The sequence below is a fragment of the Corynebacterium gottingense genome, from assembly GCF_002285125.1.
Lineage (GTDB): Bacteria > Actinomycetota > Actinomycetes > Mycobacteriales > Mycobacteriaceae > Corynebacterium > Corynebacterium gottingense.
Map to the genome: position 1 here is coordinate 204,875 of NZ_NSGN01000001.1, position 22,464 is coordinate 227,338.

The window sequence follows — 22,464 nt, forward strand, 5'->3', positions numbered from 1 at the left end:
TCGTGCCTGCCCCTTCTTGCCTAGTGACTGTCCGCGTGCTCGTGGGCGGTCATCTCGCCGCCGTCGCCGTACTCCTCACCACCGGGCAGCATGGAGCGCACGGCCACGCCTTGGACAACGAAGCCCTGCTCGCCGCCCTCCGCGTCGGACGTTTCAAAGAACACGTCCACGGTGTCACCTGCAGCGATCTCGGGCGCATAGCCCATGATCATGAGGTGATCGCCGCCGGGCGCGAGCTCGTCGGACCCGCCGGCCGGAATGGTGATGCCGCCCTCCTTCTGCTGCATCGTCCCGTCGACGGTCTCATGGATCTGGTAGTCCGCCTCCCCCAGCGAAGTGGAGAACCCGGTGATGGTGATGTCGTGGTCCGAGGTGTTGTGGATGGTGCCGAAGACCGCGGTCATGTCCGAGCCCTCGGCGCTATCGGCCGCCGCCTTCGCGCGCACCGTGGCGTCCTCGAGCTTGATGTCGCCCGCGCCCTGCAGTTGCGCCTCGGCGTCATCAGCCACGCTCGGCTCCGTCGCCGCGCTCGACGCCGCAGTTGTGCTTGGCCGCGTCGTCTCCTCCTGGTTTGAGGGGCTGCAGCCCGCAACTCCGAGGGCGGTCGCCGCGACAAGCGCGGTCACCGTTGTGCGAGTGAACTTCATGGTCTGCTCCTTATCGCTTTTCGCTTGTCGACGCCGCGCCGTCATCATTCAACGCACGGAACTTCCGGGACTTCGCCAGCGCGGCGACGGCGGCACCAGCGCAGACGAGCACGCCAAGCAGGATGCCCAGAATGGTCAGCAGGCCCGAATTGCCGCCCTCTTCGTCGGCGGCTTCGGTGTTGTCGGCGTTGTCTGCGGCGTCGGACGCGCCCGGCTCGAAAGTGAAGCTGGACATCCCCTTCGTCGAGTGACCATCGGAGGAAATGATCTGGTAGCCGACCGTGTACTCCCCCGGCTCGGCGTTGGATTCAACCTCGTCGGGGACGTCGATGGTGACAACGCGGCCGTCGATTTCCGGCTCGCCGGTAAAAAGCACCTCGCCATCCGACGCGCGGGAAAGCGCAACGGTGTTGAAGCCCTCCTGCGGCTGCCCCGAGAACTCCAGCGAGATGGTGTCGGGGAACGCTTGGACCGTGGACTCGTTGTCTGGAGTGCCGCTGATCACAGAGTCATGCGCATAGGCGGTTGGCGCTGCGAGCGCCAGCGTTCCGATGACAGCGGCGGTGGCTGCAATGGTGCGTTGCATAAATTGAGCTCTCCTTTTCAACGTCACGTGAACGTAACGGGTTGTTTACATTCTTGGGAGAGTAGTCGCACAGTGCTGCACTAGAGTTCCCGGCACCCCAACTTTCGGTTGATATACCCCAATGCGGGGCTAAGGATCCACAGCGCCAGCAGCGGCAGACCGAAGCCGAGCGCAGATGCGGCGCACTTGCCCTCGTCGATTTCCACAAGTCGAGGCGACGCGAAAGCCCCGGCGAGAAAACATCTCGCCGGGGCGCAATCTGTGGTCCTAGCTGGGATCGAACCAGCGACCTTTCCGGTGTGAACGGAACGCTCTTCCACTGAGCCATAGGACCGAACGAGTTGATACTTTACAACGCCACCCCGCGATTCCACGAATCCGCAGGACACAACACACTTCAGCACGCCTATCCCCCTCACGGAAGTGTGGGGATAGCGGTAGCGTCGATAAGCGAAGGGGCGGGCACGTCAAACGACAACGATGTAACTCAGAGATCGACTCAGCGACATCGGAAATCGGGGCATGACCTCACGATTTGGACTATGATTGCCAACCGGTTAATGTTTTATCTCGCACCACGCAGTGCTGGTCACGATGTTGACAGGCAATAAGGTGCGTGCGGATGTAGCGCAGTTGGTAGCGCATCACCTTGCCAAGGTGAGGGTCGCGAGTTCGAGTCTCGTCATCCGCTCCAATCCCGTAAGGGATGAGCGCGATTAGCTCAGCGGTAGAGCACTACCTCGACACGGTAGGGGTCACTGGTTCGATCCCAGTATCGCGCACAGAGTCTTCATAGCAAGACTCGGGGCAAGCTCATGTTTGCCATGCGGATGTAGCGCAGTTGGTAGCGCATCACCTTGCCAAGGTGAGGGTCGCGAGTTCGAGTCTCGTCATCCGCTCCAAGTACATACGGGTACTTTGGAGGAAGCTCCACGGTGGATTGGTCGAGTGGTTAGGCAACGGTCTGCAAAACCGTGTACACGGGTTCGATTCCCGTATCCACCTCCAAGCTGGAAACAGCCCGCGCGATTAGCTCAGCGGTAGAGCACTACCTCGACACGGTAGGGGTCACTGGTTCGATCCCAGTATCGCGCACAAAGTCTTCGCAAGAAGGCTTGTGGCAAGCTCACGCTTGCCCCGCGGATGTAGCGCAGTTGGTAGCGCATCACCTTGCCAAGGTGAGGGTCGCGAGTTCGAGTCTCGTCATCCGCTCCACGCAACACCGTCGGGTTCTTCCCCGGCGGTGTTTTTGCATGTGCCCCTGCTTCTTTATGCTGGCATGCATGAAGCAGACACCGTTCACCACCGCCGACCTGCTAGGCCCCACGCTCCCACCCGCCGAGCGCGAGCTGAGGCTGATCGCAGTAATGTCACTGTCCGGCGCCGCCGCCGTCGAAGGCACCTCCGAATCGCTCGGTAACGACATCGATGCGGCCCTCCTCACCACGGTCCGCGCATGGTCCGACGTCGTCCTCGTCGGCGCCGGCACGGCCCGCGCCGAAACCTACTCCGGCGCCAAGTGCAGCGAGTCCGAGCAAGACAAGCGGGTCGCCCGCGGCCAAGCCCCCGTCCCACCTATCGCGGTGCTCACAAAATCCTTCGACTTTGACCCGTCCTCGCAGCTATTCACCGACACCGAAGTGCCGCCGGTTTTCCTCGCGCCGCAGGCCTCCCTCGACGATCCAGGCCTCGCCAGCGCGCGCCAGAAGCTTCTCGACGCCAACGCGCAGCTCATCTCCACCGGCGACGGCTCCGCACACGCCATCATCGACGCCCTCCACACCCACGGATTCAACCGCATCACCTGCGAGGGCGGACCGGGGCTGTACGGAACCCTCCTCGGGGCCGGCCTCGGCGACGTCCTCCACCTCACCATCGACCCGCTCGTCCACGGCAACGTCGAAACCACGCTCTTCAGCGCCGGCGGCAACTACAAGGTGCGTCTCGCCCTGGAAGACGTGCACGCGAGCGACGATTCCGTCATTTTTTGCCGCTACCGTCGCACTGACCAATAGCCGCAACGGCGGTACCGGAAACGCGCACCCGGTTCGGTACGGTAAATCGCGTGACTACCAAGCTTCACCCCTCACACAGCTGGCAGCAGCGGATCAACGCGCTGTGGACCTCGCCCGCGCCGCGCCCAACCGCGGAAGCCGTGCCGTGCAGGAGCACCGGGGTCCTTCACTCCCCCGCCGCCCGCGCTGTAACGGCCGCCGCGTGGCCGCTGGCCATCCTGCTCATCGTGCACCGGCTTGTCGTGCTCGCCCGCGAGGGCTCACCCACCGACGACTTCACCACCGTGTGGGCGGCAACGCACCGCTTCATCCAGCGGGTCCCGGTCTACAACGAGGTCTACCACTACGTGGACCCGCATTACCTGTACAACCCTGGCGCGACGCTCCTGCTCTCCCCGCTCGGATTGGCGGACTCGCCAGACACCGTGCGCCCCTGGTTCATTCTGGCCAACGCGCTCGCGATCATCGGTGCGCTCGCCTGGTGCACCCGTCTTGCGGGTGGCCGGCTCACCGGACCCGTGTTCCCCGTCGCGCTCGCGGCGGCGTTTGCGACGGAGTCGGTGACCAACACGCTGGTCTTTTCCAACATCAACGGCATCCTCCTGTTGGCGCTCACCGCGTTCCTGGCCAGCTACCGCGCCCGCCGCTTCCTCGTCGCCGGGGTTGTCCTCGGCCTGGCCATCCTGATCAAGCCGATGTTCGCCCCGCTTCTCGTCCTGCCGCTCATGCAGCTGCGTTTCGGGGCCGTGGCCGCAGGAATCGCGGTGCCAGCCCTCCTGAATTTGGTGGCCTGGCCGCTTACTCCAGGCGCCAGCGACTATCTGACCAAGCTCGTGCCGTACCTAGGCATCACGCGCGACTACGCAAACTCCTCGCTCGCGGGCTTCGCCGTTTACTTCGGCATGCCCGCCTGGGCGCACGGTCTCCTCTTCGTCGTGCTCGGCGCGGCCGTCGCGGCCGGAGTTCTGGGCCTTGCGCGCTGGCGTTTTAGCGACGAATGGCTCTGGCTCACGTGTTCCACCGCCGTGCTCCTCGCCGGGGTGTGCCTGCTCAGCTCGCTCGGCCAGGCGTACTACTCAATGATGCTCTTCCCCGCCGCGTTTACGGTGCTGCACCGCGCCAGCCCGTTCCACATCGCCGCGCCGTGGGCGGGCCTGCTTCTGTGCGTCAGCCCGCTCCAGTTCAACAGCACCGTCATCGGGCCGGCCGGCCGGTGGCTCAACACATTCCTGCCCACCGCGGGTTGGGCAATCTTCATCGTGGCAATCGCCGCTTGGGTAATCTCAGTGCTAACGCGTAGTCTGCCAGCAGCACCGGCACAGGAGCTACACAAGCCGGGCAAGACACCGGAGGCACAGGAGGCACAGGAGGCACAGCATGACTGAAAACAGCAACGATTACAGCGCTTTCACTGAGGACGATTGGAAGGCAAAACTCTCCCCCGAGGAGTTCTACGTCCTGCGCCAGGCCGGCACCGAGCCCGCGGGCGTCGGCGAGTACACCAACACCACCACCGAGGGCGTCTACCGTTGCCGTGCCTGTGGCGCGGAGCTGTTCCGCTCCACCGAGAAGTTCGACGCGCACTGCGGCTGGCCGGCGTTCTTCAGCCCGCTCGCGGGTGATGCGATCATCGAGCGCGAGGACCGCTCGCACGGCATGGTCCGCACCGAGGTGCTCTGCGCCAACTGCGAGTCCCACCTCGGCCACATCTTCGCCGGCGAAGGCTTTGACACCCCCACCGACCTGCGCTACTGCATCAACTCCATCTCGATGACGCTCGACGAGCGCAAGTAAAACGCTTCTCGACGCCACGTGGACCGCGGCGTCTGCAACGGGGCGTCGACAAGCGTGCTCTGCTTAGGGCAGAATCTTGATGATCTCGCCAATGTCCGCGACGCGGCGACCCGTCTGGAACGGGATCTCCTCGCGCACGTGAAGGCGCGCCTCGGTGTAGCGCATCTTGTGCATGAGGTCCTCGATGCGCTCCAGGCTGGGCGCCTCGAACGCGAGCATCCACTCGTAGTCACCCAGCGTGAACGCCTCAACCGTGTTCGCGCGGACATCGGCGAAGTCGCGCGCGGCTTTGCCGTGGTTGGCCAGGATGCGGCGGCGCTCCTGCGGGTCCATGATGTACCAGTCGTAGGAGCGCACGAACGGATACACGGTGATCCAGGCCTCTGCCTCCTCGCCCATGATGAAGCTGGGCAGGTGGGATTTGTTGAATTCAGCCGGGCGGTGCAGGCCGTTGCCCAGCCACGAGACCTCGAGCAGCTGGCCGAGGGCGGTGGTGCGTCGGAAATCTGCCAGCGCCTTCTGCAGGTACTCAAACTCCTCGGCGTGCCACCAGATCATGAAGTCGGCGTCGGCGCGGATGCCCGTGTTGTCGTAGATCCCGCGTACGACAACCTTGCCTTCCGCCTCAAGGTCCGCAAAGAAGCGCTTCGCTTCCGCGGTCAGCTCCTCGCGCTCGGAGCCGAGAGCACCGGGGATGGCGCGGAACACCGCAAACTGGAGGTAGCGCTGAACGGAGTTCAGTGCGTCGAAATCAAGCTTGGCCATAGGTTTGTATCCTTTCTTCGGCCCGGGCGGGCCGGATCAACCGAAAGTCGTAGGGACAGTCTACGCGCCGTCGGCACGCGCCCCGGCGTTCGGCGCGCCTCCCACCCGCGGGCCGCTACGGTAGCTACGTTGAACCCTGTGATGAATTCGGACAACTCCTCCAACACGGGCGACGGCACACCCGCCCCGCACAGCGACACCGCCTCCCTGCCCGCAGATTTCTCTGCTGCGGTGGAGTCTATGCACGCTGCGAAGCTGCGGCCGGAAGTCACCCTCGGCACCATCCGACCACCCCAGCGGCCCGCGCCATACAGCCACGCCGTCGGGCTTGAGGTCGACCGCTCCGGCGACGAGGCCGGCACCGTCCCCACAGACAGCGAGGGCGACGCGTTCGGCCGCCTCATCCTGCTGCACTCCCCGGACGCCGAGGAGGCGTGGGAGGGGTCCATGCGCCTCGTGGCCTACATCCAGGCCGACATGGACGACGCGGTCGCGTCCGACCCGCTGCTTCCGGACGTCGCGTGGCAGTGGCTCAACGAGTCGCTCGCCGAAGCCGGCGCGGGCTACACCAACCTCGGAGGCACCGTCACCTCCACGGCCTCCGTCCGCTTTGGCGAGATCGGCGGCCCGCCGCGCGCCTACCAGCTGGAGATGCGCGCCTCCTGGACCGCCGAGGGCATCGACCTCTCGGGCCACGTCGAGGCGTTTGCCAAGGTGCTCGCGCACGTCGCGGGCCTGCCGCCGGAGGGTGTCACCGCGCTGGGTGCACGCAAGTAGTTCGCCCCGTGTGTGAAAAGGTGAATTACAGGCTCGTCGATACGCCCACCGGCTTCCAGGAGGCGGCCGAGGCGCTGGCGGCAGGCCGCGGGCCGTTCGCCGTCGACACCGAGCGGGCCTCGACGTTTCGCTACGGCGACCGAGCATTCCTTATCCAGGTGCAGCGCGAAGACGCCGGCACGTTTCTCATTGCGCCCGAGGGGCACCGCGACGACGCCACCCGCGCCCTCTCACCGGTGCTGAACGGTGAGACGTGGATCCTCCACGCCGCTGCGAGTGACTTGCCCTGCCTGTCCGAGCTGGGCCTGCGCGCCGGCAGCCTGTTTGACACAGAGGTCGCCGCACGCATCGCCGGCTATCAGCGCCCCAACCTGGCCAACATGGTCGAGCGCATCTGCGGCGTGGTGCTGGAGAAGGGCCACGGGCGCGAAGACTGGTCCAAGGTACCGCTGCCCCGAGAGTGGCAGGACTACGCGGCGCTCGACGTGGCCTACCTCACCGATTTGGCCGACGGGCTCGCCGAGGAGCTCGCGCAAACCGGCAAGCTCGAGTTTGCGGAGCAAGAGTTTGCGTACATCCTGGACACCTCCTCCTCGCCCCGCACTGGCACGGGCTCCTGGCGCGACCTGAAAGGAGCCTCGCGGATCAGCAGCGCGCTCAGCATGCAGCTTGCCAGGGCGCTGTGGACTGCGCGTGAGGCACAGGCGAAGCGCTCCGACCGCTCTCCGTCCAACATTCTGCAGAACCGCGTGCTTGTCGACATCGCACTCGCCCAGCCGACCACCATCCGCGACGTCATGGCCGTCCCGGGGTTCCCCCGTCGACGCAAAGACCTCGCCGCTGCCTGCCTGGACGTGATGGCGGAGGCGCGCGAGCAGGACCGCTCAACGTGGCCGACCCGCCCGAAGTCAGCGCCGACGGACGTCCCCTCCAAATCGACCATGCGCCGCGAGTACCCTGCGCTCAGCGAGGCGCTCGAGGAGGCCCGGGACGAGGTAGCGGACCTCGCCGACGCGCTAAACATGGAGGCGAGCACGATCGCCACCACGAAGCTGCTGCGCGCAGCGGTGTGGAAGGCGTCGCACTCGCTGCACCCTTGGGATGTGCGGCGCGCTCAGCAGGAGCTCAGTGAGCTCGGCGCGCGGCCCTGGCAGTGCGAGCTCGTCGCGCCGATCATCGCGGCCGCGGGGCTTTCCGCCGCCGACGAGTAGGAGCGGCTAGTTCTCCCGGTCTGCGAGGTCAAGCGCCCATGTGCGCACTTGCTCGGTCGCAGACTCCGCATCCAGGCGGTACTCCGCCAGTACCTCATCACGCGACGCGTGCTTGGGGTACACGGACGGGAATGCCAGCTGGCGCAGCGGCGTATCAATCTCCGCGGCGTGGAGCGCCTCCGCGACGGCAGAACCCACGCCGCCGCGCATCACCCCGTCCTCGTACACCACCACCAGGTCCGCCGAGGCGGACATATCGATGAGCTCTGGCGCGACCGGAACTACCCAGCGCGGGTCCACGACCGTGACGCTGATGCCGTCACTGGCGAGGGCGTCAGCGACCTCGAGCGCCGGGCCCGCGAACGTGCCGACAGCGACGAGGAGGACGTTGAGGACGGAGTCGTCGTCGCGGTCAAGCGTGGTGCGCAGCACATCGACCGTACCGCGGCGCTCCTTCGCCTCGATGTCAGCGCCGACCTTGCCCTTCGGGAAGCGGACGACGGTAGGGCCGTCGTCAACGCCGAGCGCTTCGTGGAATTCTTCGCGCAGCCGTGCCGGGTCGCGCGGCGCGGCGATGCGGATGCCCGGGACTATCGACGCCACCGAGAAGTCCCACACCCCGTTGTGGCTCGCACCGTCCGAGCCGGTCACGCCGGCGCGGTCGAGGACCACCGTGATGGGGAGGTGCAGCAGGCCGGCGTCCATCAACAGCTGGTCAAAGGCGCGGTTGAGGAAGGTGGAATAGACGGCCACCACCGGGTGCATCCCACCGAGCGCGAGACCGGCGGCGGAGGTGATCGCGTGCTGTTCCGCGATGCCCACGTCGAAGAAGCGATCCGGGAACTCCTCGGCGAACGGCTGCAGGCCGGTCGGCCCGGCCATCGCCGCCGTGATGGCCACGACGTCGTCGCGCTCGTGGCCGGCACGCAGCAGTTCCTTGGTAAACACGGAGGTCCAGCCGGGGGCGGACTTGGCCAGCGACTCGCCTGTGACCGGATCAATCACGCCGGTGGAGTGCATCTGGTCCGCCTCGTTGTTCACGGCCGGGGCGAAGCCGTGGCCCTTCTCCGTCACCACGTGAACGATCAGGGGGCCATCGTAGCGCTGCGCGTAGTGGAACGCGCTGAGCAGCGCCTTGAGGTCATGTCCTTCCACCGGGCCGACGTACTTCATGCCCAGGTCCGGGAACATCTCCGTGGGCAGCACCTGGTACTTCACGCCTGCCTTGAGCGCGTGGAGCGCTTCGAACGTCCGCTCCCCGACCCAGCCCATAGACTTCAAGGTCTTCTTGCCGGACTCCATGACTTCGTCATAGCCCGGCTGCATCCGCAGCGCTACGAGCTGGTCGCGCAGTTTGGACAGGTTGTTTGCAAAGCCGCCGATGGTTGGCGAGTAGGACCGCCCGTTGTCATTGACCACGATGACCACGTTGCGGTTGCCCGCCGCGATGTTGTTCAGCGCCTCCCAGCACATGCCGCCGGTGAGCGCGCCGTCGCCCACGACGGCGACCACCTTGTCGTCGCCGTGGCCGCTGAGCTCCTTGGCCTTGGACAGCCCGTCCGCGTAGGACAGCGACGCGCTGGCGTGCGAGGATTCCGTCCAGTCGTGCTCCGACTCAGCACGGTCGGTGTATCCGGAGAGCCCGCCTCGCTTACGCAGCGTGTCAAACTTGTCGGCGCGGCCGGTAAGAATCTTGTGCACGTAGGACTGGTGCGAGGTATCAAAAATGATCGGGTCCTGCGGCGAGTTGAACACAGAGTGCAGCGCCAGCGTGAGCTCGACAACACCGAGGTTCGGCCCGAGGTGCCCGCCGGTGGCGGAGACCTTAGCAATCAGCAGCTCACGGATCTCCTCCGCGAGCGCGTCAAGTTCCTCCACCGACAGCTTTTTCACGTCGGTTGGCGATGTGATTCCCTCGAGCATTCCCACTGTTGTCAAGCTCTCCTTCGTCTCGCCGGTATTCCCCGCCATGTTACACCGTGCCGCCACGCTGCCCTATCCTTACAGCGCTCACGCCCGGGGCGTCAGGAGGACGACGGTTTCGAAGTGGTGGGTGAGCGGGAAGGCGTCGATAAGCATCATGCGCTCGACGCGGTACCCGTGCTCGCCCCAGGTGCCCAAATCGCGCGCGAGTGTTGCGGGATCGCAGCCGATGTGGATGACACGTGGTGGCGCGGCCTGAGCCACCGCGCCGACGACCTCGGCTCCCGCGCCGGATCGCGGCGGGTCGAGCACTACGAGCGCTGGGCTGGGCAGCTTATCGACGCTCACCTCCACCCGAGCATTCCGCACCCGCACATCCAGGTCCGCAAGCCCCGGCTGCGGCGTCCCGGTCGCCGCCGGCGAGTAGTCCACGGTCTCGACGCGGCCCCCACCCAGCGCGCGACTGATCGCGGGCGCGAACATGCCGACGCCGCCATAGAGATCCCAGCCAACAGCACCGGGAGCGTTGGCAGCCTCGCCCCACTGCGCAACGATGTCGGCGTACGCCTGCGGTACCGCGGTGTGCGCCTGCCAAAAGGCGGTGGCTGGGAAGGTGAACTCGCGGTCGTCGACACGCTCGGTGACCATCCCGGTGCCTTCGATGACAGTGTCGATTGTCTCCGCGCGGCGCCCGCGCTGCACCTTTGCCGTCTCCACGACGTGCCGGGCTCCAGTGGAATCGATCACCGCGATGACCTCGGCTCCCGGAGTGAAGCGGCGACCGCCGGGGCCGACGAGGCCGTCGAGCAGGCCGGGCACCATCTGGGCACAGGGGAACTCGGTTACCAGCTCGGTGGAACGCAGCTTGCGCAGGCCGGCGCGGCCCTCGCTATCCACGCCCAGCCGGGCGCGGGTGCGCCAGCCGTGGTCGGGCGCGAGCGCGGTTTCCTGAAGATCACTGTCGGCTTGGAACCCGTCGAGCACCCCGGATCGCTTCGCCAGGGTACGCAGCTGGCCGACGAGCACCTCACGCTTCAGCTCGCGCTGCGCGGGAGCTGTCACGAAACCGAAGTCGCAACATCCGGCCCCGTGCGCCGCAGCCTGGCACACCTGGCGGGTGCGCTGCGGGGATGGCTCGAGGACCTCGACGAGGTCTGCGCGCGCCCACCGCTTTTTCACCTTGGTGGGCCGGGCTTCGACGCGGTCACCGGGGATTGCGCCGCGGACGAACACCACACGTCCGTCGGGCGCGTCGGCGATTCCCTCCCCTCCGTGCGCCATTGCGCGGACGGAGACCTCGAGGGTCTCGCCTACCTCAAGTGCCCCGGTTCCCGAGTCTGCCATGCGTGGAAACTACTTATCCTTGTTGAACTGGTTGTTCTGGTCGATGATCTGCTTGAGCGCGTCGCTGAGCAGGTTCGGGTTGCCACTCTGCGGAGCACTCTGGCCCGCAGCGGCGCTCTGGCCCTGCTGAGCACGCTGCTGCACCGCCTGCTGCACCTGCTCTGCGATCTTCTTCGGCAGGATCACATCGAGGGAGCTCCCGGCCAGGACCGGGTCGTTGCCGCGGTACACAAAGGATCGCGCTACGATCTCGCGACCCAGCTTTGCCAAGTCGTCCTCACGGCCCTGCGGCGCGGCGAGGGTGACGCGGTAGAGCCAACGCGGACCCTCCACACCGATGATGCGGATCACACCATTCGTGCCCTGACCAACGATCTCTTTGCCCCACGGCCCCTGCTCGAAGGTGACCGGCATGCCCTCGTTGCGCATGCCCTCGGCAATCTCCTCGGCGGAGTCATCCCAGAGACCACCGCTGCGCGGAGCCGCGAAGGCAACCGGAGTGACGCGACCGTAACGGGTGACAATGTGGACCATCTTCGGCCCCTGCTCACCCATCTCCACCTGCACCTGCGCCTCCTTCGGGAATGGGATGCGCATGGAGTGCAGGTTCAGCGTGGCGCTGGAGAAGTCAGAGAAATCAAAGTCCTCGATGTTGACGGAGTCGCCGTCGAAGGGGCCGGTGCTGCCGTTGATCGGGTCGTAGTCCGTCAGCGGTGCGGTGCCAGCCGCCTGGCCGCCGTCCTGCACCGCGGGTGCCGCCGCCACCGCAGACTCCGATGCTTCGGGCGCAGCTGCTTCTGCCTGTGCTGCTGCGGCGTCCGGAGTATCGGTGGGCTCGGCAGACTCGGTGTGCTCGGGGACCTGCTGGGCAGCCGCGTCGTTGTCGGCCTTGTTGCGGTTCTTCTTCTTGCCAAACGGCCACAGTGCCATAGTTTCTGTCCTCCTCGCGCCCGGTTGGGCGTTGCTGCGAAATTTTCGCGTTGGTTTCGCGTCGTAACGTCGTGCCCTTTGACCATAGCGCGCCGCGCCTCAAGCGCGCGCGGTGGTGGGGCCTTCAACGGGTGGTGCTATTTCGTCCCGGTCGAGCCGTAACCGCCCTCGCCGCGTACCGTTTCGTCGAGCGCATCGACCTCAACGAAGTCAACCAGCTCCACGCGCTGGACGACGAGTTGGGCAATGCGCATCCCACGCTCGACGGTAAATGGCTCCGAGCGGTCCGTGTTCACCAGACACACTTTGAGCTCACCGCGGTATTGGGCGTCGACAGTCCCCGGCGTATTCACAATGCTTAAGCCGTGCTTCGCAGCGAGCCCGGAGCGCGGGTGGATGAGCCCCACCGTGCCGAGCGGCAGGGCGAGGGCCACGCCCGTGCCCACGAGTGCGCGCTGTCCCGGTTCCAGGGTGATTGTCTCGGCGGAGTACAGGTCCGCGCCGGCATCCCCAGTATGCGCGCGTTTGGGAAGCGGCAGCTCCTTATCCAGCCGTTTCAGCGGGATCGGGGGCAGCTGGACCGCGCCAGCCAGTTGTGTGTTTTCGTTGTTCTCGCTCATGGTGCCCACCTTACGGTACGGCCTGCACACGCCAATGCGGCGAATTGGACAGGTCACCCATCCCCTGAACTAAAGTTGCATTCGTGTCTGAAACCTCGCGCTCCAACGATGCAACTGCCCACGCCACCGGCGCCGCAGCGCCCGAGGTGCTCTACCGCGAACGACAGTGGGTGCCGTGGTACTGGTGGGCGGCCGGAATCGGCCTGACGTTACTCCTTGCCGCCCAGTTTGCGCTGAACCGCAACGTCTGGTGGTTCATCGTGCCGCTGGTAGTCATCGGCGCGCTCGTCGCGTGGTTCCTCACGTGGCTGTCCAACACCACGGTGTCCGTCGAGCGCGACCCGGACGGCTCGCGCTGGCTCCGCGTCGGCGAGGCGAACCTGCCCGCGGACGCAGTTGATCGTGCAATGGTTGTCCCCCGCTCCGCGCGGCAGAACGCGCTCGGCCGCCAGCTCGACCCGGCGGCGTACCTCGTCTCCCACGCGTGGGTCCCCGAGCACGCGCTCATCGTGTTGAACGACCCAGAGGACCCAACCCCCTACTGGCTCATCTCCTCGAAGCACCCCGAGGCGTTGCTCGCCGCCTTCGTCCCCGAGAAAGCCCCTGCCGACGGGGCTGCGTAAGGCTTACTCGCAGTCCAGGCAGTACTTCGAGCCGTCATCGGCCGTGTACGCCAGGCGCTTCTTCTTTTGCACCAGGAAGCAGGAGGCGCAGGTGAACTCGTCGTCCTGGCGGGGCTTGACCTCTACGTTAAGCTCCTCACCGGACAGGTCCTGCGCGGGGATTTCCACTGGCTCGACGATCTCGCCGTCGTCGTCCATGCTGCTGCCGGCTACTTCTGCGGCCTTCAGGCCTTCGAGCGAGTCGGTCTCAATCTCGTCGTCCTCGAGTCGGCGACGCGGCGCATCATAATCCGTAGCCATGGCGTTCTTCCCTCCAGCTCAACGTAAAAAGTAAAAAGGTGCGGTGCTCTGTTTTGAGCGTCCTGCCAGGTCCTGCCAGGACGCGTTTGAGCGGAATACTAAAGCAAATGGCTCGATCTGTCACTTTCGCCCCCGACCAGGGGCGATGCTGCTAAGCTCCGGCTCCCAAGACGCGCATCGCCCCCGCCTTCTCCAACAGCCGCGGGAACGATTCCGCGAGCCCCGGAGCGCAGGCGTACATCAATGCGCCGTCACCGCCGCGATCGCGCAAGCCCGGGTGGTGCACCACCGCTCCCGCCTCGGCGGCAATCACCGCGCCGGCAGCGTAATCCCAGGGGTGCGTGCCGTGCTCGTAGTAGGCGTCCGCGCTCCCCTCAGCAACGCGGCAGAGGTCCAACGCCGCCGAGCCCATGCGGCGGATGTCGCGCACCTGCGGCAGGAGCGTGGTCAGGATCTGCGCCTGCTGGCCGCGCCATCCGGAGTCGTAGGAGAAGCCGGTCTCCACCAGAGCGGTGGCGGGACGGGAGGCCCGGGATGCGTGCAGGGGATGGGCGGTGGCGTCGCTAAGCACGAAGGCCCCGTGCCCGCGGGCGGCGAAGTAGGTAATGCCGCGGGCGACATCAGCGACCGCGCCAGCGACGAGCTCGCCGTGCACAGCGACGCCGACGGAGACCGCGTAGGCGGGCAGCCCGTAAATAAAATTCACGGTGCCGTCGATGGGGTCGATCACCCACTCGACGCCAGTCTCGCTCGGCTTCGACGCGCCTTCCTCGCCGATGACGCCGTCGCCGTGACGCAACTCCGAGAGCTTGCCCACGACGCGCTCCTCGCACCCCTTATCCACGGCCGTGACCGGGTCAACCTCGGACGTCTTAGTCTGCGCAACCATTTCCACGGAGCCGTGCCTGGTCAGAAAGTCGCGCTGCTTGGCCACGAACCCTGCCGCGTCCTGCACGAGCTCAACGCACAGGTCTCGCATCTCAGCTGGGGTGGGAGTGTTGGCGGTGCCATCGGGAGAAGTCTGTGTGCTCATAGTCCCCATCGTGCACCGACTTTCCCGGAAGCGCGACTCGCACCGCCCCATTTATGCCGCGCGTTTGTAAGCTGTGCCGTATGAGCGATACGACTGCAACTCATCTCGGATTCGGCGTGGACGTCGGCGGCTCGGGCATCAAAGGTGCCATCGTTGACATGGATACCGGCGAGTTTGTCGGCGAGCGTGTCAAGATTGCCACGCCCAAGCCCGCGACGCCCCAGGCCGTGGCCGACACCGTCGCGGAAATCGTGCGCGCGCACGACTGGCATGGGCCGATCGGCATCACCCTGCCGTCCGTTATCCGTAACCAGGTCGCGTGCAGCGCCGCCAATATCGACGAAGCTTGGATTGGCACTAACGTCCACGAGCTCTTCTCCGCAGCCCTGGGCACGGAGGACATCGCGGTGCTTAACGACGCCGACGCCGCCGGTCTCGCCGAAGTCGCATTCGGGGAGCCCGAGGCCCGCGAGGGCGCCGTCATCTTCCTGACTTTCGGCACCGGGATCGGGTCCGCCTTCTTCATGGACGGCACCCTTTTCCCCAACACGGAGCTCGGCCACCTGGTCATCTCTGGAGAGGAAGCAGAGCATGTCGCCTCCTCCGCCGCCAAGGACCGCGAGGAACTGAGCTACAAGAAGTGGTCCAAGCGGGTCGACGCCGTCCTGCACGAGTACCAGCGCTTGTTCAGCCCGTCCGCGTTTGTGGTCGGCGGCGGCATCTCCCGTAAGGCGGACAAGTGGGTCCCGAACCTGACGGTGGACGTGCCGGTGGTCGCCGCGCGTCTGCGCAACCGAGCAGGCATTGTCGGCGCGGCGATGGCGGCGAACGAGCACGTTGCGCCGTAATTGATTGGTCCGGCCCAACCACAGATCCATGACTCATGTACGGTGGGCACCGGACAGCAACCACTCCTGCCCTCGTGGGACGCACCTTTCCGGCTCCGTGACACGCAAGGCGCGCGAAAGATGCGGCACGATGGCGAGTGCTGGAATAGATTCAGCGCGCGGCCTGTTAGGATTGGCGTTCTAGAATTGGAACCATTGCGCAATCCGGCAGGATATGCATACGGATATTCTCGCAGGAAGCAGGGTTGCGCGCAGTGGAAGAAACCGAATCGGCGAAAGGGCGTACGTGGTAGCCAGCGAAGCATCAGGCAATAACACCGTGGAGAATGCAGCACAGGCATCCTCCGACGGTGGCGCAGGCAACGGTGCAAACGACGCCGCGGCAACTCCGGCGGCGAAGAAGACGGCCAAGAAGGCTGCAAAGAAGACCGCTCGGAAGAAGGCCACGAAGAAGACGGCGAAGAAATCCGCTCGGAAGAAGGCCACCAAGAAGACGGCCAAGAAGACGGCCCGCAAGACTGCGAAGAAGACCACCAAGAAGTCAGCGGCCAAGAAGGCGACCGCTGCGCACGCAGGCGCCGAGGGCGTGGACGAGGACGAGCTGCGCACCGATGCGCTTGTCGACGATGCCGATACCGTCGATGACCGCGACGACGAAGATTACGATCCCGACCTCGCGGACGAGGACGCCGACTTTGATGACGAGCTCGCCGAGGACATCGACGAGGACGACCTGGACGGCGACGACATCGAAGATGACGAAGACGACGACTCGGACGACGAGGAAGAAGACTCTTCGTCCGTCTGGGACATCGAGGAGTCTGCGGCGCTGCGTCAGGCGCGCAAGGACGCGCAGCTGACCGCGTCCGCCGACTCCGTCCGCGCGTACCTCAAGCAGATCGGCAAGGTCGCGCTGCTGGACGCGGAGCAAGAGGTCTCCTTGGCCAAGCGCATCGAGGCCGGCCTGTACGCCCAGTACCGCCTGGACGAGATGGCGCGCGCCGCCGCTGAGGGCGACAAGGATGCCAAGCTCACGCCTGCGGTCAAGCGCGACCTTCGCGCGGTGGCCCGCGACGGCCGCAAGGCAAAGAACCACCTGTTGGAGGCAAACCTCCGCCTCGTGGTCTCGCTGGCCAAGCGCTACACCGGCCGCGGCATGGCGTTCCTGGACCTCATCCAGGAAGGCAACCTCGGCTTGATCCGTGCAGTGGAGAAGTTCGACTACTCCAAGGGCTACAAGTTCTCCACGTACGCTACGTGGTGGATCCGCCAGGCGATCACCCGCGCGATGGCGGACCAGGCCCGCACCATTCGTATCCCGGTGCACATGGTGGAGGTCATCAACAAGCTCGGGCGTATCCAGCGCGAGCTGCTGCAGGACCTGGGCCGCGAGCCCACCCCGCTCGAGCTGGCGAAGGAGATGGACATCACCGAGGAAAAGGTGATGGAGATCCAGCAGTACGCGCGCGAGCCGATCTCCCTGGACCAGACGATTGGCGACGAGGGCGATAGCCAGCTCGGTGACTTCATCGAGGATTCCGAGGCGGTCGTCGCCGTCGACGCCGTGTCCTTCACCCTCCTGCAGGACCAGCTCCAGGACGTGCTGCACACGCTCTCCGAGCGCGAAGCTGGCGTGGTACGCCTGCGCTTCGGGCTTACCGACGGCATGCCGCGGACTTTAGACGAAATCGGCCAGGTCTACGGCGTGACCCGCGAGCGCATCCGCCAGATCGAATCGAAGACAATGTCCAAGCTGCGCCACCCGTCGCGTTCCCAGGTGCTGCGCGACTACCTGGACTAGCCTTTCGCGGATAAAGCGGTGCCCGCCCGGAAAATTCCGGGCGGGCACCGCTTTATGTACGGCTGAATTAGCCAAACTCGCGCTCCGCGACACCTTCCACGCACTTTTCGTAAGCGGCCGTATCATCCACCAAGTGGTCGCACTCCCCGACGAAGGTGGAAACGAGTCCGACACCGACGAGCAAAAACACCACGCTGAGCAGCGAGGCGATCGTGCCGAGGACGATGCCGGCGATGGCCATCCCCTTCCGCGCGCCCGGACCGGCGATCTTCTTCGCGCTCCGGATCCCCAAAATGCCGAGGATGATCGCGATAACACCGAGGAACACCCCGCCGACGATCGTAATGATTGCAAGCATGGCGAGGATACCCACGATCAAGGCAGCAATCGCCATGCCGTTATTTTTCTGTACCCTATACGGCTCGCCCTGCGGGTACGCGCCACCGTAGGCGGCACCGCCGCCGTACTGCCATTGCTGGCCCGGCTGTGGCTGACCTGGCTGCGGGTGCTGCCCGTAGTCCGAGAACCCCTCGGGGTGGTTGTACGGACCTTCCTGGTTCGGGTGCTGGTTCGGGTTATAACGATCTGTCATGGTCGTCTCCTTCACTCATCGCCGTGCACTCGCCCACACTACCGGTCTTTTGCGCTACCAGCCACGCAAGTAATCAATGCGTTGCTGCAGCTGCTCGGCGTTGCACAGTGCGGTCGGCGGCCCGCCGCACGCTTTTCTCGCTTCCGTGTGGATCGCGCCGTGCGGTCGTCCCGTCTTCCCCGCGACGATGGAGACGCGCGTGTTCAACTCCTTGCGCAGCCTGGGGATCTCATCTGCAGCGGTCTCGCCCCCGCCGCCGGTGGAGCCAGACTTGGACGGTGCGGCGCCGGGCCCAGCAGCGACCGGCTCGCCCAGCGTTTTCGCCCGTTCTGCGGCTTCGCGCTCCGCGGCCTTCCGCGCCTTCTCCTCCGCCTCGCGGGCGTCCAGCTGGTCGCTCTGCCGCTTGCGCAGCAGGGTCTTGACCTGTTCGGCGTCCAGCAGTCCCGGGAGCCCAAGGAAGTCCTGTTCCTCGGCGGAACCAGCTGCGGTCGCGGTGCCGTAGGTGGAGCCGTCGAAAATCAGCGAATCCAGCTCGGCGGACGCACCGATGGACTCGTAGCTCGGGCCCTCGTCGGGCTCGTTCTCCTGGCGGTTGGCTTGCTCAATGAGCTCGTCGGACCAGCCCTGCTCGCGGTGCGGCTTGCCCAGGACGTGGTCACGCTCCTCCTCCATGTTCTCCGCCAGCCCCAACAGCACGGGCACGGACGGCAGGAACACGGACGCGGACTCGCCGGGCATGCGAGAGCGCACGAAACGGCCGATTGCCTGGGCAAAGAACAGTGGCGTCGATGCGGAGGTGGCATACACGCCGACGGAGAGGCGCGGGACGTCGACGCCCTCGGAAACCATTCGCACCGCCACCATCCACTCGTCGCGGGACGCCGAAAACTCCTCGATGCGGTCGGAGGACCCGGGCTCGTCGGAAAGCACCACCGTGACCGGCGTGCTGGAGATCCCCTCGAGCATCTTGGCGTAGGCGCGCGCCGTGGTTTTGTTCGTGGCGATGACCAGCCCGCCCGCGTCCGGCATGTTGGCGCGGATCTTGGTCAGGCGCGTGTGCGCGGCCTGCAACACGAGCCGGATCCAATCCCCCTTCGGGTCCAGTGCTGTCTTCCACGCGCGTGCCGTTTGCTCCGCGTTGAGCGGTTCACCGAGGCGGGCTGAGTATTCCTCGCCCGCGGAATCCCGCCATTCTGTCTCCCCGCTGTAGGCGAGGAACACAACGGGGCGCACCACACCGTCCTTGAGCGCGTGCGAGTAGCCGTAGGTGTAATCGGCCTCGGAGACGAGGTGTCCCTCGCCGTCCTCGTTGTAGCGCACGAACGGGATCTGCGAGTCGTCGGAGCGGAACGGCGTACCGGTGAGCGCGAGTCGGTGCTCTACGTCGTTGTACGCCTCATAGACGCCGTCGCCCCAGCTCTTCGAGTCGCCGGCGTGGTGGATCTCGTCCAGGATGACCAAGCTGCGCCGCGCCGACGCGACTGCGTGGTGCTTGAACGGGTGCATGCCGACCTGCGCGTAGGTGACCACGATGCCGTCGTAGGAGGGGTTCACCGCGGACGAGTTGGTGAAGTTGGGGTCCAGCGACAACCCGAAGCGTTTGGCCGACTCCGACCACTGGTGCTTCAGGTGCTCCGTCGGCACAACCACAATGAGCCGCTGCACCGTGCGGTCGGCCAGAAGGGTGCTCGCCAGCGTCAGCGCGAACGTCGTCTTTCCCGCGCCCGGCGTTGCCACGGCCATGAAGTCGCGCGGTTTTGTACGCAGAAACGAATCAAGGGCCTCTTGCTGCCATTTACGGAGCTGAGGCCCTGGTGTCGACGCTGTCACTTGCGGCGCAGCCCCTCATAAATCCGCTGGCAATCGGCACAGACCGGGGACCCCGGCTTGGCCTGCTTCTTTACAGAGAACTTCTTTCCGCAGAGCGCGACAACCTGCTTCCCAGAGATCGCGGAATCCACGATTTGGTCCTTCCGCACGTAGTGGAAAAACTTTTCCTTGCCGTCCTCCGTGGTTGACGAGGTGTCCTCCCGGAGGTCGGGGCGCTCAAGAGTCTTCGTCGTCGTATTCACGCCTTCCATCATGCCCCAAAGTGGGTCGGAATTTGCAATGCCCCGCTACCCTTTGCGTTATGAGCGGATCTGACCACACCTTCCACCAACCCGAGTCGGGCGTGCCCGGTCCGCACCCGCACACGATCGACGCCCAGCCGGACGAGGAGCAGCCCCGCCGCCGCCGGCTCCGCCCGAGGCGCTCCCGGCGCGCGCTCATCACCGACGCAACGCGGACCCACGAGCAGGATCTGCAGAGCCGCGAAAAGCAGTATCTGTTGTGGCAGGGTGCGCGCGTGCCACTGATCGCCATCTCCGTCCTGTGCGCGGTGCTGGGCCATTGGTGGTTCGCCGCCCTTTTCTTCTCCATTTCGATCCCGGTGCCCTGGATCTCCGTCATGATTGCCAACGGCCAGGGCGAGGCGCGCGATAAGCGGGACAAAAACGTGTACAAGCCTGCGCTCGCCCGCGAGGAGGCCCGGCTCGCTGCGCAGGCCCGAGCGCAGTTGGAGGCGGGCCAATCGCGCTCTGGCGCCGACCGCTCCCCCGCTATCATCGAGTCCGATCCCGACGCCAGCAAGGAGTAGCCAATGCCTCTCGAACCGCTCCCCGAGTCTCTTCCCAGCGCCGTGCGCGCGCTTGCCGACGCCCTCGCGTCGTCCGGTTTTACCGCCGACGGCATCGCCGAGCACCTCGGTCCCCACGCGACTGCGGCGCTCTACCGTGGCGAGCCAGGCGTCGTGCTCGCCGCCTGTGATGCTTCGCCGCTGTCGCGCCTGATCCGTTTCTTCTTGGTGCGCGAGCCGGCGTCGCAAGCCCAGCTCGACGAGCTCCTTACACCTGACCTCGTGCGCATGCTTCTCGACGCCACCGTGATCCGCCCCGCCGCCAACGACCGGTTCGCCGTGGCCCTCGACCTGCGCCCCCACGTCCTCGCGGGGCAGGACCGACTGATCGTGTCGGACCTGGATGCGTCGATGACCGCGCACGTACCGGGGCCCGACCACGTCCTGGGCGTTGGGTCGGCGTCGCTCTCGCTGCTCAGCGCCTCGCCGGAGACGCCGGTTGGCACGGTACTGGACCTCGGTTGCGGCTCGGGGGTGCAGGCGGTGGCGCAGGCAGGGGTTGCGCAGCGCGTGGTGGCGACGGATGTGCACCCGCGCGCCCTGGAGCTTGCTCGCGCGACGCTCGCTGCGAACCGGATAGACAACGTCGAGCTGCGCCAGGGCCCGTGGTTCGAGCCGGTTGCCGACGAGCACTTCGACCGGATCGTAGCGAACCCGCCGTTCGTGGTGGGACTGCCCGAGGTGGGCCACGTGTACCGCGATTCGGGGTTGTCGCTCGACGGGGCAACCGAGCTCGTTGTCGGCCAGGCCCCCGCACACCTGGCGGAGGGCGCGACCGCGTGCATCCTCGGTGCGTGGGTCCACCGCACCGGCGAGAGCTGGCGCTCGCGCGTTGCTTCGTGGCTGCCCTCCCGCGGTGTGAGCGCCTGGGTCCTGGAACGCGATGTTGTCGACCCGGGCCAGTACGTGTCTACCTGGCTTGCTGATGAATCGGTCGACGTCCGCTCCCCAGAGGCCGTCGAGCGCACCGAGCGATGGCTTGCGCACTTCCGCGACAACGACGTCGAGGCCATCGGGTTCGGGTGGATCTTCCTCCGCGAGATCGGCGATAACCCCACCGAGATTACCGCCGAAGACCTCTCGCACCCGTTCACGGATCCCCTCGGGCCGGAGGTGGACGAGTATTTCACCAGGGCCGAATGGCTGCGCGGCAGGGGCACCGACGACATCCTGGATGCCGCGTACATGGTGCGCCCAGGCGTGGCGCTGGAGAGGGTGAGCGTCGCCGACGCCGAGGCCGGGATGGGCTTTGCGCAGCGAGTCACGAGGGTTTCGCGTACTGACGGACCGCGCTTTACCCACGAGGTCGACGACGGTGTCGTCTCGATTCTCTCTGGCCTCCACCCACAGGGGTTGCCCCTGCGCGAGGTGGTGGGGTTGCTGGTGGCGTCGCAAGGCGTCGATGACCCGGCGGAACACACACGCCTTGAGAACAACGCAGCGGCGATTGTGGTGGATTGTGTGCGCCACGGCCTCGTCCTGCCCGCTGAGATTATTGCGAAGGAGTCCTGATGAAAGCTGTACTGACGCGAGTGGAGAGTGCTTCTGTCACCGTCGACGGGGAGGTCGTCGGGGCGATCGACTGCCCCGAAACCGGCGGCATCCTCGCCCTCGTCGGCGTGGGCCGCGACGACGCGGAGGACGCGTGGGAGAAGATGGCCCGCAAGATCGCGGAGCTGCGCATTCTCGACGGCGAGCGCTCCGCCCAGGACGCCGGCGCGCCCGTCCTCCTGGTCAGCCAGTTCACCCTCATGGGGCGTACAGCGAAGGGACGCAGGCCGTCGTGGGCGGATGCGGCGCCGGGCGAGGTAGCTGCACCGGTAATTGCCAAGATCGCAGAGGAGCTCCGCGGCCGCGGCATCACGGTCGAAGAGGGCCGGTTCGGCGCGATGATGGACGTGGCGAGCGTCAACAGCGGGCCGTTCACGGTCCTCGTCGAGGCGTGACACGGGGCGAAACCTGGCCGCTACCCACGTTC

The 22,464-nt window shown here is 66.0% G+C and carries 23 protein-coding genes and 7 tRNA genes; 17 read left to right on the top strand and 13 right to left on the bottom strand.

Features of this window, described 5'->3' with window-relative positions; all coding sequences use genetic code 11:
* Positions 1–20: 20 nt before the first annotated feature.
* The 3 genes from CKJ82_RS00965 to CKJ82_RS00975 form a co-directional block, all read right to left on the bottom strand.
* Positions 21–647, bottom strand: coding sequence for a copper chaperone PCu(A)C (locus CKJ82_RS00965; protein ID WP_095536672.1), 627 nt, complete (start codon positions 645–647; stop codon positions 21–23).
* A gap of 10 nt (positions 648–657) precedes the next feature.
* Positions 658–1,233 (bottom strand): copper resistance CopC family protein, encoded by a 576-nt coding sequence (locus CKJ82_RS00970; RefSeq protein WP_095536673.1) that lies wholly within the window; start codon positions 1,231–1,233, stop codon positions 658–660.
* A 262-nt stretch (positions 1,234–1,495) separates the two neighbouring features.
* Positions 1,496–1,567: transfer RNA gene (locus tag CKJ82_RS00975), tRNA-Val, on the bottom strand.
* Between the two features lie 284 nt (positions 1,568–1,851).
* On the opposite strand from CKJ82_RS00975, the gene CKJ82_RS00980 reads away from it, so the two are divergent.
* From CKJ82_RS00980 to msrB, 9 genes are all read left to right on the top strand, one after another.
* A tRNA-Gly gene (locus tag CKJ82_RS00980) sits at positions 1,852–1,927 on the top strand.
* 16 nt (positions 1,928–1,943) lie between these two features.
* Positions 1,944–2,015: transfer RNA gene (locus CKJ82_RS00985), tRNA-Val, on the top strand.
* A gap of 44 nt (positions 2,016–2,059) precedes the next feature.
* Positions 2,060–2,135 (top strand) — tRNA-Gly (locus CKJ82_RS00990).
* A 32-nt stretch (positions 2,136–2,167) separates the two neighbouring features.
* Positions 2,168–2,241 (top strand) — tRNA-Cys (locus tag CKJ82_RS00995).
* A gap of 15 nt (positions 2,242–2,256) precedes the next feature.
* Positions 2,257–2,328: transfer RNA gene (locus tag CKJ82_RS01000), tRNA-Val, on the top strand.
* 44 nt (positions 2,329–2,372) lie between these two features.
* Positions 2,373–2,448 (top strand) — tRNA-Gly (locus tag CKJ82_RS01005).
* A gap of 68 nt (positions 2,449–2,516) precedes the next feature.
* Positions 2,517–3,248: a pyrimidine reductase family protein gene (locus CKJ82_RS01010; RefSeq protein ID WP_095536674.1), complete on the top strand. Its 732-nt coding sequence runs from the start codon at positions 2,517–2,519 to the stop codon at positions 3,246–3,248.
* Positions 3,249–3,298: 50 nt separating this feature from the next.
* Positions 3,299–4,633 carry a glycosyltransferase family 87 protein gene (locus CKJ82_RS01015; RefSeq protein WP_240510633.1) on the top strand — a complete coding sequence of 445 codons (1,335 nt, stop codon included), beginning with the start codon at positions 3,299–3,301 and terminating at the stop codon, positions 4,631–4,633.
* Complete coding sequence (gene msrB / locus CKJ82_RS01020; protein WP_095536675.1) at positions 4,626–5,042, top strand: peptide-methionine (R)-S-oxide reductase MsrB; 417 nt, start codon at positions 4,626–4,628, stop codon at positions 5,040–5,042. The genes CKJ82_RS01015 and msrB overlap by 8 nt, the downstream gene beginning before the upstream one ends.
* Before the next feature lie 63 nt (positions 5,043–5,105).
* Here msrB and hemQ read toward each other — a convergent pair whose 3' ends face one another.
* Complete coding sequence (gene hemQ, locus CKJ82_RS01025) at positions 5,106–5,807, bottom strand: hydrogen peroxide-dependent heme synthase (RefSeq protein ID WP_095278957.1); 702 nt, start codon at positions 5,805–5,807, stop codon at positions 5,106–5,108.
* Between the two features lie 141 nt (positions 5,808–5,948).
* On the opposite strand from hemQ, the gene CKJ82_RS01030 reads away from it, so the two are divergent.
* Positions 5,949–6,584 carry a DUF3000 domain-containing protein gene (locus CKJ82_RS01030; protein ID WP_095536676.1) on the top strand — a complete coding sequence of 212 codons (636 nt, stop codon included), beginning with the start codon at positions 5,949–5,951 and terminating at the stop codon, positions 6,582–6,584.
* 8 nt (positions 6,585–6,592) lie between these two features.
* Positions 6,593–7,795 (top strand): HRDC domain-containing protein, encoded by a 1,203-nt coding sequence (locus CKJ82_RS01035; protein ID WP_240510634.1) that lies wholly within the window; start codon positions 6,593–6,595, stop codon positions 7,793–7,795.
* 6 nt (positions 7,796–7,801) lie between these two features.
* Here CKJ82_RS01035 and dxs read toward each other — a convergent pair whose 3' ends face one another.
* The 4 genes from dxs to dut all read right to left on the bottom strand — a co-directional run bounded on the left by dxs (position 7,802) and on the right by dut (position 12,612).
* Positions 7,802–9,724 carry a 1-deoxy-D-xylulose-5-phosphate synthase gene (gene dxs, locus CKJ82_RS01040; protein WP_095536677.1) on the bottom strand — a complete coding sequence of 641 codons (1,923 nt, stop codon included), beginning with the start codon at positions 9,722–9,724 and terminating at the stop codon, positions 7,802–7,804.
* A gap of 81 nt (positions 9,725–9,805) precedes the next feature.
* Positions 9,806–11,062 carry a class I SAM-dependent RNA methyltransferase gene (locus CKJ82_RS01045; RefSeq protein ID WP_095536678.1) on the bottom strand — a complete coding sequence of 419 codons (1,257 nt, stop codon included), beginning with the start codon at positions 11,060–11,062 and terminating at the stop codon, positions 9,806–9,808.
* A 9-nt stretch (positions 11,063–11,071) separates the two neighbouring features.
* Complete coding sequence (locus CKJ82_RS01050; protein WP_095536679.1) at positions 11,072–11,992, bottom strand: DUF3710 domain-containing protein; 921 nt, start codon at positions 11,990–11,992, stop codon at positions 11,072–11,074.
* 137 nt (positions 11,993–12,129) lie between these two features.
* Positions 12,130–12,612 (bottom strand): dUTP diphosphatase, encoded by a 483-nt coding sequence (dut, locus tag CKJ82_RS01055; RefSeq protein WP_095536680.1) that lies wholly within the window; start codon positions 12,610–12,612, stop codon positions 12,130–12,132.
* Positions 12,613–12,695: 83 nt separating this feature from the next.
* Here dut and CKJ82_RS01060 point away from each other — a divergent pair, with 83 nt between their 5' ends.
* A complete protein-coding gene (locus tag CKJ82_RS01060; RefSeq protein WP_095278963.1) occupies positions 12,696–13,235 on the top strand; it encodes a DUF3093 domain-containing protein in 540 nt (179 codons plus the stop codon).
* 3 nt (positions 13,236–13,238) lie between these two features.
* Here CKJ82_RS01060 and CKJ82_RS01065 read toward each other — a convergent pair whose 3' ends face one another.
* Together CKJ82_RS01065 and CKJ82_RS01070 are read right to left on the bottom strand one after the other, a co-directional pair.
* On the bottom strand, positions 13,239–13,535 hold the full coding sequence (locus tag CKJ82_RS01065; protein WP_095278964.1) for a DUF4193 domain-containing protein: 297 nt from the start codon (positions 13,533–13,535) through the stop codon (positions 13,239–13,241).
* Positions 13,536–13,686: 151 nt separating this feature from the next.
* On the bottom strand, positions 13,687–14,568 hold the full coding sequence (locus CKJ82_RS01070; protein WP_095536681.1) for an inositol monophosphatase family protein: 882 nt from the start codon (positions 14,566–14,568) through the stop codon (positions 13,687–13,689).
* Between the two features lie 80 nt (positions 14,569–14,648).
* Between CKJ82_RS01070 and ppgK the strand changes: the two genes are divergently transcribed.
* Both ppgK and CKJ82_RS01080 read left to right on the top strand, forming a co-directional pair.
* Positions 14,649–15,416 carry a polyphosphate--glucose phosphotransferase gene (gene ppgK, locus CKJ82_RS01075; RefSeq protein ID WP_095536682.1) on the top strand — a complete coding sequence of 256 codons (768 nt, stop codon included), beginning with the start codon at positions 14,649–14,651 and terminating at the stop codon, positions 15,414–15,416.
* A gap of 214 nt (positions 15,417–15,630) precedes the next feature.
* Positions 15,631–17,217, top strand: coding sequence for an RNA polymerase sigma factor (locus CKJ82_RS01080; RefSeq protein ID WP_095536683.1), 1,587 nt, complete (start codon positions 15,631–15,633; stop codon positions 17,215–17,217).
* A gap of 67 nt (positions 17,218–17,284) precedes the next feature.
* Here the strand turns inward: CKJ82_RS01080 and CKJ82_RS01085 are convergent, their stop codons facing one another.
* Genes CKJ82_RS01085 through CKJ82_RS01095 form a run of 3 tightly spaced genes read right to left on the bottom strand, consistent with a single transcriptional unit; the run spans position 17,285 to position 19,890 of the window.
* Positions 17,285–17,809 carry a DUF4190 domain-containing protein gene (locus CKJ82_RS01085; protein WP_095534727.1) on the bottom strand — a complete coding sequence of 175 codons (525 nt, stop codon included), beginning with the start codon at positions 17,807–17,809 and terminating at the stop codon, positions 17,285–17,287.
* Between the two features lie 54 nt (positions 17,810–17,863).
* Entirely contained in the window at positions 17,864–19,639 is a 1,776-nt protein-coding gene (locus CKJ82_RS01090) for a DEAD/DEAH box helicase (RefSeq protein WP_095534728.1), read from the bottom strand.
* Entirely contained in the window at positions 19,636–19,890 is a 255-nt protein-coding gene (locus CKJ82_RS01095) for a DUF3039 domain-containing protein (protein WP_095278982.1), read from the bottom strand. The genes CKJ82_RS01090 and CKJ82_RS01095 overlap by 4 nt, the downstream gene beginning before the upstream one ends.
* A gap of 50 nt (positions 19,891–19,940) precedes the next feature.
* Between CKJ82_RS01095 and CKJ82_RS01100 the strand changes: the two genes are divergently transcribed.
* Genes CKJ82_RS01100 through dtd form a run of 3 tightly spaced genes read left to right on the top strand, consistent with a single transcriptional unit; the run spans position 19,941 to position 22,432 of the window.
* On the top strand, positions 19,941–20,447 hold the full coding sequence (locus CKJ82_RS01100; RefSeq protein ID WP_095534729.1) for a DUF3099 domain-containing protein: 507 nt from the start codon (positions 19,941–19,943) through the stop codon (positions 20,445–20,447).
* 3 nt (positions 20,448–20,450) lie between these two features.
* The gene (locus CKJ82_RS01105) at positions 20,451–21,998 is read left to right on the top strand and encodes a DUF7782 domain-containing protein (RefSeq protein WP_095536684.1); all 1,548 of its coding nucleotides are present in this window, start codon (positions 20,451–20,453) and stop codon (positions 21,996–21,998) included.
* Positions 21,998–22,432: a D-aminoacyl-tRNA deacylase gene (gene dtd, locus CKJ82_RS01110; protein WP_095536685.1), complete on the top strand. Its 435-nt coding sequence runs from the start codon at positions 21,998–22,000 to the stop codon at positions 22,430–22,432. The genes CKJ82_RS01105 and dtd overlap by 1 nt, the downstream gene beginning before the upstream one ends.
* Positions 22,433–22,464 lie beyond the last annotated feature (32 nt).

Excerpts from the sequence above, each read along its gene's own strand:
- CKJ82_RS00965 (WP_095536672.1), bottom strand. The coding sequence starts at position 647 with ATGAAGTTCACTCGCACAACGGTGACCGCGCTTGTCGCGGCGACCGCC.
- CKJ82_RS00970 (WP_095536673.1), bottom strand. The coding sequence starts at position 1,233 with ATGCAACGCACCATTGCAGCCACCGCCGCTGTCATCGGAACGCTGGCG.
- CKJ82_RS01010 (WP_095536674.1), top strand. The coding sequence starts at position 2,517 with ATGAAGCAGACACCGTTCACCACCGCCGACCTGCTAGGCCCCACGCTC.
- msrB (WP_095536675.1), top strand. The coding sequence starts at position 4,626 with ATGACTGAAAACAGCAACGATTACAGCGCTTTCACTGAGGACGATTGG.
- hemQ (WP_095278957.1), bottom strand. The coding sequence starts at position 5,807 with ATGGCCAAGCTTGATTTCGACGCACTGAACTCCGTTCAGCGCTACCTC.
- CKJ82_RS01030 (WP_095536676.1), top strand. The coding sequence starts at position 5,949 with ATGAATTCGGACAACTCCTCCAACACGGGCGACGGCACACCCGCCCCG.
- CKJ82_RS01045 (WP_095536678.1), bottom strand. The coding sequence starts at position 11,062 with ATGGCAGACTCGGGAACCGGGGCACTTGAGGTAGGCGAGACCCTCGAG.
- CKJ82_RS01050 (WP_095536679.1), bottom strand. The coding sequence starts at position 11,992 with ATGGCACTGTGGCCGTTTGGCAAGAAGAAGAACCGCAACAAGGCCGAC.
- dut (WP_095536680.1), bottom strand. The coding sequence starts at position 12,612 with ATGAGCGAGAACAACGAAAACACACAACTGGCTGGCGCGGTCCAGCTG.
- CKJ82_RS01065 (WP_095278964.1), bottom strand. The coding sequence starts at position 13,535 with ATGGCTACGGATTATGATGCGCCGCGTCGCCGACTCGAGGACGACGAG.
- CKJ82_RS01070 (WP_095536681.1), bottom strand. The coding sequence starts at position 14,568 with ATGAGCACACAGACTTCTCCCGATGGCACCGCCAACACTCCCACCCCA.
- ppgK (WP_095536682.1), top strand. The coding sequence starts at position 14,649 with ATGAGCGATACGACTGCAACTCATCTCGGATTCGGCGTGGACGTCGGC.
- CKJ82_RS01080 (WP_095536683.1), top strand. The coding sequence starts at position 15,631 with ATGCATACGGATATTCTCGCAGGAAGCAGGGTTGCGCGCAGTGGAAGA.
- CKJ82_RS01085 (WP_095534727.1), bottom strand. The coding sequence starts at position 17,809 with ATGACAGATCGTTATAACCCGAACCAGCACCCGAACCAGGAAGGTCCG.
- CKJ82_RS01095 (WP_095278982.1), bottom strand. The coding sequence starts at position 19,890 with ATGGAAGGCGTGAATACGACGACGAAGACTCTTGAGCGCCCCGACCTC.
- CKJ82_RS01100 (WP_095534729.1), top strand. The coding sequence starts at position 19,941 with ATGAGCGGATCTGACCACACCTTCCACCAACCCGAGTCGGGCGTGCCC.
- CKJ82_RS01105 (WP_095536684.1), top strand. The coding sequence starts at position 20,451 with ATGCCTCTCGAACCGCTCCCCGAGTCTCTTCCCAGCGCCGTGCGCGCG.
- dtd (WP_095536685.1), top strand. The coding sequence starts at position 21,998 with ATGAAAGCTGTACTGACGCGAGTGGAGAGTGCTTCTGTCACCGTCGAC.